The following is a 3,111-nucleotide window of genomic DNA, read 5'->3' on the forward strand; positions in this document are numbered from 1 at the left end:
TTTCGGTTGCCCAAAAGACGAGAGTAGACCTGATTCCAGAGGGGTTTACAAGCTCTTGTCATAAGCCCATGAAAGTTAACGATTTTTCAATTGCCGAGTATGACGAAGGAAACTATGCTATCCGAGTGCCGAGGCCCTGGGCTCGAACCCAAGGTGTCGGTCGGTCAGGGTCGACTGCTGGCGTTTGCCGAACCAAGAGGTTGCCGTTCGGCGCAGTCCAGTCCTGATCGGTAGACATCGAGGACGTTGCGGACCTCGACGGCCCGGCAACTAAACGTTGTTAAAGCCAAGTGCTTACGTAGGCCGTCCGGCAGCTTGCGGAGTGGAGCAGCCTCTCTAAGGGCCGCTGTTAGCGGCTGCGTCGATGCGCGCAATTCTGGCGTCGACGCGAGCGGTGCGACGTGAACGAAACAGGGGCCCGGCGGGCCCCTGAGTCTTGAAGGTGTTGAGTCGAGTTAGAACGGCGGGTCGCTGACCAGGACATCGCGGCGTGTCACGCGATCCTCGCGGAACTTGGTCTGCAGAACGACCTCGTAGTGCGCCCAGATCCGATCACGCAAATCATCCAGCAACTCGATGATCGCCAACGCCTGATCGGGCGACCAGCGAGAATCGATGAGCAAGTCGAGACCGTCATGCAGGCCGGACGGCGGATGATAGAGCTTCACGTCGCCCCTTTCGCCGCGCGTTTCCTGGATCTGGCGGTGGCCTGTTCCTGCGCCTCCTTGCGCCGATAGGACTCCCCCTTGATGGCGAGTATCTCGGCGTGATGGACCAGGCGGTCGATCATTGCCACCACGCAGCTGGCGTTGGGAAAGACCTCCGACCATTCCGAGAACGACTTGTTGGTCGTGATCAAGGTGCTCTTCTTCTCGTGGCGCCGGTTGATCAACTCGAAGAGCAAGTCCGCGTGGCGGTTCGAGTAAGACAGATAGCCGACCTCATCGATGACCAGTAGATCGGGCGCCGCATAGCGACGCAAGCGGTAGCGCAGTGCCGAATCACTGTCCAGTCCGGCCAGATCACCGAGCAACTGCCCGGCCGTCGCAAACAACACCGTATGCCCCTCCAGGATCGCCTGATGCGCAATGTTCTGGGCGATCATCGTCTTGCCCAGGCCGCTGCTGCCGACCAGGAGGACGTTGGTGGCCGACTGCACGAAGTCCAGCGTCAGCAGTTCCGCGATCGCGCGCTGATCACACTGCTGCGGCCAGGCCCAGTCGAAATCGGCCAAGGGCTTGAAGCGCCCGATATGGGCGCAGCGCAGCCGTCGTTCGAGCGAGCGGCGGGCACGTTCGCTTTCCTCCCAGGACAGCAAAGGCTCCAGCCAAGGCTGCTCGGCACACTCGGCCCAATGCGCGAGAATGCCATGTAACTGCAAAGCGGTCGCGCGTTGGCGGCGGGTGTCATTCGTCATCCGGCTGGCCTTCCATCAGCTGATCGTAGTCATCGAGCTTGTGAGGGCGCACCGGGACATCCCGCCGCTTCACGTGCTCCGGCAAAGGCACCGCCAGCGGCGGCGGTTCCGCCTTTGCCTGCCGGCGCTGCTCCAGCGCCAGCCGAACCGCGTTGGGATGCGGCACGCCACGCCCCAGGGCGTCGGCAATCGCCGCCGTCAGGGCGGCCACGCCGTAAGCTTCCAGCAGCTCAGTCAGCGCGCGCACCGTGCGTCCCAGCGGTTCGCCGCGTTCAACCGCTTGCGTCAGCAGCTCGCGGCTCGTCGGTACCGCCTGCACCAGATGATCAGTGCCGCGATGCGCGGCGGCTTGATGCTTATGCGCAACCAGGGTTGCGATGTGTTCGGGGACTTCGATCTGTTGCCGGCGATCATAACTGCGCCGATGCCTCGCGACCACGGTCTGGCCGTCGAGGATGCGCACCTCATCCCTACTGGCAGCAACCGTCAGCGTGCGCGCCACGCAGGTATGGGGGATCGAGTAGTCATTCAGGTCGAAGCGCACGTACGGCGTCTTGCCGGCGCAGACAGCCTTGACCTCGTCGGTCGGGAAGGCGTTCCCCGGTAGCGTCAGCAGGCGCGTTCGCTCCTGCTCGAAAGCCTCACGGACCGTCAGCGCCTCGTCTTCGGGGCAGCGCCGCTCCCCGGCCGGCCCGCTGACCCAGGCGTCCGCCTGCGCATTCAGATCGTCCACATCCGTGAAGCGGCGGCCGGCGAAGAAGGCGTCTCGGATATAACGAATGGCCCGCTCCACGCGGCCTTTCTCATTTCCCCGCGCCACCGCCACGGGGCGCGGATCGAAGTGGTAGTGGCTGGACAGGGCCAGCAGCGTTGGGTGAAAACGGATGACCGACCCCTGGCGCTCAAGGACCGCGCTCTTGAGATTGTCGTACAGGGCGACCCGCGGGCAGCCGCCCCAGGCGGTCAGCGCGCCGACGTGGCCACGCAGGAAGTTCTCCATGTAGGCGCCGAGGTAGAAGCGCAGGAAGATCTGCCGCGACCAGGAGAGGACGGCGACGAAGGCCATCAGGGGCCGGCGTGCCCGACCGATCTCCAGGTGGCCGAAGTGACCCCAGTCGACCTGCATCTGTTCGCCCGGCAAGGTGCGCAGACGCAGGTAGGCTTCGGCTTTCGGGCGCGGTCGGTGGCGGGCGATCAGGTGCCGGAAGTGATCCGGGCGTCCCGGGTAGCCGCGACTCTTGACCATGTCGTATACGCGGGAAGCGCGTAGGCGCGGAAACTGCGTCAAGGTCGCGAGGATGAACGGCAGGTAGGGATCGATCGCTGAAGGGCGGCGAACCGGTTCGAGTGCCGGCAAGCCGGCTTGGGCGAGCACGCGAGCGACGCTGTCGCGATGCACTTGCAGTTCGGTCGCGATGGTGCCGATGCGCCAGCGTTCGGCGTGGTAATAGCGCAGGATTTGCACTTCAATCTCGGGGCTGAGGGCCATGTCTTCTCCGGTCGGGTGGGTGACGGCGAATCCGACGCTGCAGAAAATTCTGGCGCACCCCGTCCGGCAAGGGACGATGGCAACGACAACAGTGCCCTGGCAGCGGTGTGACCGGCAACGTCGGTTCAAAGGGAAGTTGATCAGGAGCGACCCTGGGTGGGGAACCCTGATGCGTCACTTTCTGCTGCCGGCCCCGGTAACGGCG

General features: G+C 64.2%; 3 protein-coding genes. All 3 read right to left on the bottom strand.

The features are described from left to right. Positions 1–455: 455 nt before the first annotated feature. The 3 genes from RUW20_RS02285 to istA are packed head-to-tail and all read right to left on the bottom strand — an operon-like array spanning position 456 to position 2,906. Entirely contained in the window at positions 456–668 is a 213-nt protein-coding gene (locus tag RUW20_RS02285) for a hypothetical protein (RefSeq protein ID WP_313950576.1), read from the bottom strand. Continuing rightward, positions 665–1,417, bottom strand: coding sequence for an IS21-like element helper ATPase IstB (istB, locus tag RUW20_RS02290; RefSeq protein ID WP_313950577.1), 753 nt, complete (start codon positions 1,415–1,417; stop codon positions 665–667). The genes RUW20_RS02285 and istB overlap by 4 nt, the downstream gene beginning before the upstream one ends. Further along, positions 1,407–2,906 (bottom strand): IS21 family transposase, encoded by a 1,500-nt coding sequence (gene istA / locus RUW20_RS02295; protein WP_313950578.1) that lies wholly within the window; start codon positions 2,904–2,906, stop codon positions 1,407–1,409. The genes istB and istA overlap by 11 nt, the downstream gene beginning before the upstream one ends. Positions 2,907–3,111: the final 205 nt, after the last annotated feature.

It is taken from the genome of Accumulibacter sp. (genome assembly GCF_032229525.1).
Taxonomy (GTDB): domain Bacteria; phylum Pseudomonadota; class Gammaproteobacteria; order Burkholderiales; family Rhodocyclaceae; genus Accumulibacter.